We start from the raw sequence: 6,304 nt of genomic DNA on the forward strand, positions 1-6,304 counted from the left end.
GGAACTCTAGAACGCCGCCGGACGCCCCGGCGGCGCTCTGAGGAAGGCTTTACTCGGGCTTGACGAGCGGGAAGAGGATCGTCTCCCGGATGCCCAGGCCGGTGATCGCCATGAGCAGCCGGTCGATCCCCATGCCCATCCCGCCCGACGGCGGCATGCCGTACTCCATGGCCCGCAGGAAGTCCTCGTCGAGCTGCATCGCCTCGAGGTCGCCCTTGGCGGCGAACCGCGCCTGGTCGACGAAGCGCTCGCGCTGGACGACCGGGTCGACGAGCTCGGAGTAGCCGGTGCCGAGCTCGAAGGACCGTACGTAGAGGTCCCACTTCTCGGCCAGGCCCGCGGTCGTGCGGTGCGCGCGGGTCAGCGGCGCGGTCTCCTCGGGGAAGTCCCGGACGAACGTCGGCGCGTAGAGGTCCGGGACGACGAGCGCCTCGAAGAGCTCCTCGGCGAGCTTGCCGGGGCCGTAGTGGGCGAGCACCGGGACGTCGTGCTTGGCGGCGAGCTCGGCGAGCCGCTCGAGCGGGGTCTGCGCGTCGACGTCGACGCCGAGCGCGTCGGAGAGCGCGCCGAAGAGGGTGATCTCGCGCCACTGCCCGCCGAAGTCGTACTCGCTGCCGTCGGCGAGGGTGACGGTCGTCGAGCCGTGGACGGCGAGCGCGGCCTCCTGCACGAGGTCCTTCGTCAGCGCCCCGATCGTGTCGTAGGAGCCGTAGGCCTCGTACGCCTCGAGCATCGCGAACTCCGGCGAGTGCGAGGAGTCCGCGCCCTCGTTGCGGAAGTTGCGGTTGATCTCGAAGACCTTCTCGATGCCGCCGACGACGGCGCGCTTGAGGTACAGCTCCGGCGCGATCCGCAGGTACAGGTCCATGTCGAAGGCGTTCATGTGGGTCTGGAACGGCCGCGCGGCGGCGCCGCCGTGGAGCACCTGGAGCATCGGGGTCTCGACCTCGACGAAGTCCCTGCGGTGGAACGACTCCCGCAGCGAGCGGACGACGCCCGCGCGGAGCCGGACGTTCTCCCGGGCGGCCGGGCGGACGATGAGGTCGACGTACCGCTGCCGGACCCGGGCCTCCTCGCTGAGGTCCTTGTGCAGGACGGGGAGCGGGCGCAGCGACTTCGCGGCGAGCTGCCACGCGTCGGCCATGACGGAGAGCTCGCCGCGCTTGGACGAGACGGCCCGGCCATGGACGAAGACGTGGTCGCCGAGGTCGACGTCCGCCTTCCAGGCGGCGAGCGCCTCCTCGCCCACGTTGGCGAGCGACAGCATCGCCTGCAGCCGGGTCCCGTCACCCTCCTGGAGGGTCGCGAAGCAGAGCTTGCCGGTGTTGCGGACGAAGACGACCCTGCCGGTGACGCCGACGAGGTCGTCGGTCTCCTCGCCCGCCTCGAGGTGCCCGTAGGTGTCCCGGACCTGCTTCAGCGAGTGGGTGCGGGGGACGACGACGGGGTACGCCTCGGTGCCGCCGTCGAGCAGGCGCTGCCGCTTCTCGTAGCGCACGCGCATCTGCTCGGGCAGGTCGTCGTCCCCGTCGCCCTGCGTCGTCCCGGCCGGCGTCGTCTGGTCCTCGGTCACGACGGCCAAGGCTACCGGCGGGTGCGGCCCTGCCCCGACCGGGTTTCGCCGCCGTCCCCGGGAGCGCCCGCGGCCGCGGCGCCCCGGGCTGCCGTCCGGGCCCGGACGTGGACCCGCTCGCCCTGCGGCCCGAAGAGGTTGATCACCTCGGCCACCCCCGGACCGGCGTTGGAGAGGCTGTGCGGCACGCGGGTGTCGAACTCGGCGACCTCGCCCTCGGTGAGCACGAGGTCCTGCTCACCGAGCAGCAGCCGGACCCGGCCGGTGAGGACGTAGACCCAGTCGTACCCGTCGTGGCTGCCCTGCCGGGGCGGCGTCGCGGGCGCCCCCGGCGGGAACACCTGCTTGTACGCGCGCACGCCGCCGGGCCTGCGGGTCAGCGGCACGAACGTCACGCCGTGGCGGACGATCGGCTCCGGGCGCACTCGCGGGTCCTGCGTCGTCCCCGTGCCGACGAGCTCGTCGAGGCCCACGCCGTACGCGGTCGCGAGCGGCAGGAGCAGCTCGAGGGTCGGGCGGCGCTGCCCGGACTCCAGGCGCGACAGCGTGCTCACCGAGATCCCGGTCTCCTCGGCGAGCCGCGCGAGCGTCGTCCCGCGCCGCTCCCGCAACGCCCGCAGCCGGGGTCCGACCCCGGCGAGGACCACACCGTCATCCTTTGCCATATCGGCAAGACTAGTTGCTGCCCGGTGCGGTTGTCGCCGACGGTGTCCCCATGACGCAGCACAGCACGGACGACGGCACGGACGGCAGCACAGCGGCGTACGACGTGGTCGTCGTCGGCGGCGGACCCGCGGGGCTCAGCGGCGCACTCGCCCTGGTCCGCTCGCGACGGTCGGTCCTCGTCGTCGACGCCGGCGAGCCGCGCAACGCCCCCGCCGCGGGCGTGCACAACCTCCTCGGCCGGGACGGCGTCCCGCCGGCGGAGCTGCTCGCCGCCGGGCGGGCCGAGGTGCTCGGGTACGGCGGCGAGGTCGTCGACGGCCGGGTCGAGGCGGCGCAGCGGGACGGCGACGGTTTCGTCGTCTCGCTCGCCGACGGCGGCCGGGTCCGGGCGCGGCGCCTGCTCGTCGCGACCGGGCTCGTCGACGACCTGCCGGCCGTGCCGGGGCTCGCCGCCCGCTGGGGCCGCGACGTCCTGCACTGCCCGTACTGCCACGGCTGGGAGGCCCGCGACCGGCGGGTGGGCGTCCTCGCGACGGGCCCGCTCGCCGTCCACCAGGCGCAGCTGTGGCGCCAGCTCACCCCGCACGTCCTGCTCCTCACGCACACCACCGGCGCACCCGACGAGGCGACGGCCGAGGCACTCGCGGCCCGGCAGGTCCTGCCCGTGGACGGCGAGGTCGTCGAGGTGCTCACGGCGGACGACGCGCTGACCGGGGTCCGGCTCGCCTCCGGGGAGGTCGTCGACCTCGAGGTGCTCGTCGTCGCGCCGACGTTCTCCGCCCGGGCCGACGTCCTCGCGGGCCTCGGCCTGGCCGCCGAACCGCTCGAGGTCCTCGGGCACGTCGTCGCGACCCAGGTCCCCGCCGGCGCGGACGGCGCCCCCGCGGCGCCCGGGGTCTGGGTCGCCGGCAACGTCGCGTCGGCCATGGCGCAGGTGGTGTCGGCCGCGGCGGCCGGTCTCATGGCCGGGGCGGCGATCAACGGGGACCTCGTCACCGAGGACACCCGGCAGGCCGTCGCCGCGTACCGGCACGCCGCCGCGACGATGTTCGAGGCCCCCGCCTGGGAGGAGCGCTACGGCGCGAGCCAGGCGATCTGGAGCGGCCGGCCGAACACCTGGCTCGTCGCCGAGACCGAGCACCTCGCACCCGGCCGCGCCCTCGACGTCGGCTGCGGCGAGGGCGCGGACGCCGTCTGGCTCGCGGGCCGGGGCTGGCAGGTGACCGGCGTCGACATCTCGGCCACGGCCCTGGAGCGCGCCGCCGGCCACGCCGCCGCGGCCGGTCCGGACGTCACCGCCCGCACGACCTGGGTCCGCGCCGACCTGCGCACCGACCCGCAGGCCGCGGGCGGCGGCTACGACCTCGTGTCGGCCCAGTTCATGCACCTGCCCGGGGACGTCCGCCGCGCGCTCTACGCCCGGCTCGCCGACGCGGTCGCCCCCGGCGGCACCCTGCTCGTCGTCGGGCACCACCCGCGCGACCTGCGCACCTCGGCGCACCGGATGCACTTCCCGGCGGCGATGTTCACCGCCGAGGAGGTCGCGGCCGACCTCGACCCGCAGGCGTGGGACGTCGTCGCCGCGCAGACCCGCGAGCGCGACGCGCTCGGCCACGAGGGCGGGGTGAGCACGGTGCACGACGCGGTGCTCGTCGCGCGCCGCCGCCCCGCGCGTCCTCCGGCGGGCTGAGCACCCCACGCTCGCGCGTTCGCGTGCTTCTGACACCAGAGAACGCCTGAGTCAGACGAGCAGGTCCGGGCTGAAGTGCCGGTCCGGCGCCCGGCCGACGTGCAGCCGCTCCGGCTCCCGGGGGGCGCCGTCCCCGACGGTCACCCGCAGCGCCGCGGCCTCGGCCTCACGGCGGGCGGCGATCCGCGAGACGACCGCGTTCCAGGGCTCGTCGCCGCCGACGGCGTCGAGGTGGCGCAGGACGCCGAGGACCGCCTCGTGACCGGCGAGCAGGCCCTCGATGACGCTCTCCGGGCGGGCCGGGTCGCCGCCGCCGACGTCGAGCCCGGCCGGCAGCGAGGCGCCGACCTCGAGCGCCGCGCGGGCGAGGTGGCCGAGGTCGCGGACGTCCCGCTCGACCCAGCCGATCCAGTCGACGGAGGCCGTCGTGCCCTCGCTGCGCTGCGCGGCGACCGCGAGCGCGCCGATCGTCCGCAGCAGGTCCTCGGCCTGGAGCGCGACCGCGGAGTGCAGCAGCGCCCGGACGACGCCGGCACGGGCGGGCCGGACGGCGAGCGCCGGGGCTGCGTCGACCGCCGGGGCGGCGTCGACCACCGGGGCGGCGTCCGCGACGTCGACGACCCGGTCCGCGGGCGGCCCCCCGTCGAACGGGTCGCGCACGGCCCGGCGGCCGCGCGGCTGCGCCGCCCGGGGTGCGACGACCGTCAGGGCAGAAGGCCCCGTCCCGGGGGGCGCGACGTGCCGGCCGCCCCGGGAGGTGAGGGCCGGCCCGACGCCGCCGTCCCGGCGCGCCGTCGACATGGCCACGGTGCGTCCCACCTCCGGATCGGCCCGCCTGGCGCGTCGGACCGTCGCGCGCGCGGCGGTACGGCGTCCCCGGGCCGGGCCACGGGCCGGGGACGCACGGTCCTGATCCGACACCGTCGTCGGATCAGGAACTCCAAGTAATCATGCAACTACACACAGTTCCAGCAGCGGCGCGCGGTGAACCTGTCCGCCGCGACCGGATCGTGACCTTTCACCGTGCCGTCCGGCAGCGGGCATGCGAACGGCCCGCCCGCCGGACCCCTTCGGCGGACGGGCCGTCGGCCCGTCGGTCGGCACCGGTGCGGCCGCGCAGCGGCCTCCCGGTGCCCCGGTCAGGCGAAGATGCTCACCCCGCCCGGCCCGACGAGCAGGCCGACGATGATGAGCACCGCGCCCCAGAGGATCTGGCGGCGCAGGAGAGCAAGGATCCCGGCGATGACGAGCACGACGGCGATGATCCACAGGAGCGTGGCCACGGAGGCCTCCTTCTCGGGGGCGGGGGGAATCCCCGGCGGGTACTGGTCTGACGATCACCCGAGTACCCGGCCGTGGCGATCTCATGCACAGTGATCGACACACGTTGATCGACCTCAGGGCCGCACGTCCGCAGCCGCCCCCGGCTCAGCCGACGTAGGTGTCGTCGACGCCCGGCACGGTCGGCTCGTCGTCCACCCGCTGCGCGCCGGGGCCCTTCGGCCGCGCGGTGAGCGCGAGCCAGACCTGCGCCGCCACCTGGCGGTCGTGGTCGCTCGGGACGACGACCTGCGCGAGGTCGTCCGGGCCCTCCGCGGGCGCGCGGCCCACGTGCTCGACGAGCGCGACGGCGAGGTTGCGCAGCCGGATGTTGAAGTGCTGGCTGGCGCGCGAGAGCGTCGTGAAGGCGGTCGCGGCGTCCCCACCGACGCCGGCCATGACGAGCCCCTTGGCCTGCTCGATGACGCGCCGGTACTGGACCATCTGGAGCATCTGCTCGGCCTTGAGCTCCTCCCCGGCGCAGTACTCCACGACCGCGAGGGCGCTGCCGAGCAGGGTCTCGTACTCGTCGACGACCGCGGCCACCGCCGCGTCGACCGGCCGGTCGAGGTAGAGGGACATCACCATCGGCTCCTCGCCCGACCACTCCCCCGGCGTCACGACGAGACCGCGGACCGCGCCGAGCTCCTGGGCCGTGACGAGCTCGGCGAACCCGGCGTGGCGACGCGGGTCGAACGGCTCCTCGCCGTCGTCCTGGCTCGGGACGACGACCCGGCGGGCCCCACGGACGGCGTCCCAGAGCGGGCCGTCGCCGGCCGTCCACTGCGCCGGGTCGAGGACCGTCGCGACGCCGACCGCGGCGACCGAGCGCGGCGTCCCGTCCGTGAGGCTCAGGCCGGCGCCGAGCGCCGCGGTGGCGGTCGTCGCGTGCTCGAGAAGCCGCCTCAGGAGCTCGTCCCCGTACTCGCGTGCGGTCACCACATCGAAATCCCTTCCGCAAAGAGGGTTGAAGTACGCCCCGTTTGGGGATGTTCAGGGCATACGGCGTCGGTCAACCTAACCCCCGCCCTGACGACCCACGACTCCAGTCGGCC

6 protein-coding genes are annotated in these 6,304 nt (G+C 75.4%); 1 reads left to right on the top strand and 5 read right to left on the bottom strand.

The genetic code is table 11. The annotated features are described in order from the left end of the window. Positions 1-49: 49 nt before the first annotated feature. Both lysS and EDJALFJO_RS14800 read right to left on the bottom strand, forming a co-directional pair. Positions 50-1,504 carry a lysine--tRNA ligase gene (gene lysS, locus EDJALFJO_RS14795; protein WP_088286531.1) on the bottom strand — a complete coding sequence of 485 codons (1,455 nt, stop codon included), beginning with the start codon at positions 1,502-1,504 and terminating at the stop codon, positions 50-52. Between the two features lie 80 nt (positions 1,505-1,584). Beyond that, positions 1,585-2,238 carry a helix-turn-helix domain-containing protein gene (locus tag EDJALFJO_RS14800; protein ID WP_088286508.1) on the bottom strand — a complete coding sequence of 218 codons (654 nt, stop codon included), beginning with the start codon at positions 2,236-2,238 and terminating at the stop codon, positions 1,585-1,587. A gap of 50 nt (positions 2,239-2,288) precedes the next feature. Between EDJALFJO_RS14800 and EDJALFJO_RS14805 the strand changes: the two genes are divergently transcribed. Further along, entirely contained in the window at positions 2,289-3,929 is a 1,641-nt protein-coding gene (locus tag EDJALFJO_RS14805) for a bifunctional NAD(P)/FAD-dependent oxidoreductase/class I SAM-dependent methyltransferase (RefSeq protein ID WP_088286510.1), read from the top strand. 51 nt (positions 3,930-3,980) lie between these two features. Here EDJALFJO_RS14805 and EDJALFJO_RS14810 read toward each other — a convergent pair whose 3' ends face one another. The 3 genes from EDJALFJO_RS14810 to EDJALFJO_RS14815 all read right to left on the bottom strand — a co-directional run bounded on the left by EDJALFJO_RS14810 (position 3,981) and on the right by EDJALFJO_RS14815 (position 6,188). Then, a complete protein-coding gene (locus tag EDJALFJO_RS14810) occupies positions 3,981-4,736 on the bottom strand; it encodes a hypothetical protein (RefSeq protein ID WP_143448586.1) in 756 nt (251 codons plus the stop codon). 332 nt (positions 4,737-5,068) lie between these two features. After that, the gene (locus EDJALFJO_RS35015; RefSeq protein WP_198950309.1) at positions 5,069-5,212 is read right to left on the bottom strand and encodes a GPGG-motif small membrane protein; all 144 of its coding nucleotides are present in this window, start codon (positions 5,210-5,212) and stop codon (positions 5,069-5,071) included. 145 nt (positions 5,213-5,357) lie between these two features. Beyond that, positions 5,358-6,188 carry an ANTAR domain-containing protein gene (locus EDJALFJO_RS14815; RefSeq protein ID WP_143448587.1) on the bottom strand — a complete coding sequence of 277 codons (831 nt, stop codon included), beginning with the start codon at positions 6,186-6,188 and terminating at the stop codon, positions 5,358-5,360. Positions 6,189-6,304 lie beyond the last annotated feature (116 nt).

Source organism: Kineosporia sp. A_224 (assembly GCF_002198655.1).
GTDB lineage: Bacteria > Actinomycetota > Actinomycetes > Actinomycetales > Kineosporiaceae > R-H-3.

What these genes read in the sequence shown, in the direction of transcription:
- lysS (WP_088286531.1), bottom strand. Translation starts at nt 1,504, where the DNA reads ATGCGCGTGCGCTACGAGAAGCGGCAGCGCCTGCTCGACGGCGGCACC.
- EDJALFJO_RS14800 (WP_088286508.1), bottom strand. Translation starts at nt 2,238, where the DNA reads ATGGCAAAGGATGACGGTGTGGTCCTCGCCGGGGTCGGACCCCGGCTG.
- EDJALFJO_RS14805 (WP_088286510.1), top strand. Translation starts at nt 2,289, where the DNA reads ATGACGCAGCACAGCACGGACGACGGCACGGACGGCAGCACAGCGGCG.